Source organism: Luteolibacter pohnpeiensis (genome assembly GCF_016595435.1).
Classification (GTDB): domain Bacteria; phylum Verrucomicrobiota; class Verrucomicrobiia; order Verrucomicrobiales; family Akkermansiaceae; genus Luteolibacter; species Luteolibacter pohnpeiensis.
Map to the genome: position 1 here is coordinate 1 of NZ_JAENIJ010000231.1, position 341 is coordinate 341.

A 341-nucleotide genomic window follows, 5' to 3' on the forward strand; every position below is an offset into this window, starting at 1 on the left:
CGGACAGACTGCCCGAGCGATCCGTTCGTCCGGTTCTTCGATGAGACATTCCGGTTTGCCGAGGGCGAAACCGAGCTGCCGTTCGAGGAGCGAATCGAGGAAGCCAAGGTGGTTCATCGATTAAACTTCATCGAAGCGCTGTGCCGGCTTTACGACATGCGGCTCGATGAGCTGCGGGTGAACTATCAATCGGTCTGCAGCCTGACGCCGGACATTTTGAAGGAATTCGAGATTAGCCGCGAAAGTCTGATCGAGTCGCTCCGGATGAAGCTGACCACGGCGAAAAAGGAATACTGGAAGCGGCTGTTCGACGGGATGGAGGAAGTCCGGAACCGGTTGAC

1 protein-coding gene is annotated in these 341 nt (G+C 56.6%); it reads left to right on the forward strand.

Annotated features, from left to right (window positions below):
* Nucleotides 1–341 (forward strand): hypothetical protein (locus tag JIN85_RS21070; protein WP_200274556.1); only part of this gene is annotated, 341 nt, incomplete at both ends.